The organism is Micromonospora sp. SL4-19, assembly GCF_047921475.1.
Lineage (GTDB): Bacteria > Actinomycetota > Actinomycetes > Mycobacteriales > Micromonosporaceae > Micromonospora.
In genome coordinates, this window is record NZ_JBLROB010000112.1 from 1 (window position 1) to 275 (window position 275).

At 71.3% G+C, this 275-nt stretch carries 1 protein-coding gene; it reads left to right on the plus strand.

All coding sequences use genetic code 11. The features are described 5' to 3' along the window. Nucleotides 1-275: GNAT family N-acetyltransferase (locus tag ACNAVT_RS31910; protein ID WP_416301725.1), on the plus strand; the 275-nt coding region annotated here is incomplete at both ends.

Consider the following 275-nt stretch of genomic DNA (forward strand, 5'->3'; position numbering starts at 1 on the left):
TCCTGCTCAGGAGAGCAACGGGGCACCGTCGCCCGGCTGCCGAGGGGAAGGCCGATCTCGGTTACCTGTTCCTGCCGCGGGCGTGGGGATTCGGGTACGCCGCCGAGGCGTGCGCGGCGGCACTCGACTGGTTCGACGGCGTCCTTCCCGGCGAGCCGGTGGTGCTCACCACCCAAACCGCCAACGTCGGCTCGATGCGCCTCGCGGCAAAGCTGGGGTTCACCGAGGTAGAGCGGTTCCAGGCCTGGGACGCCGAGCAGTGGCTCGGCCTGCGG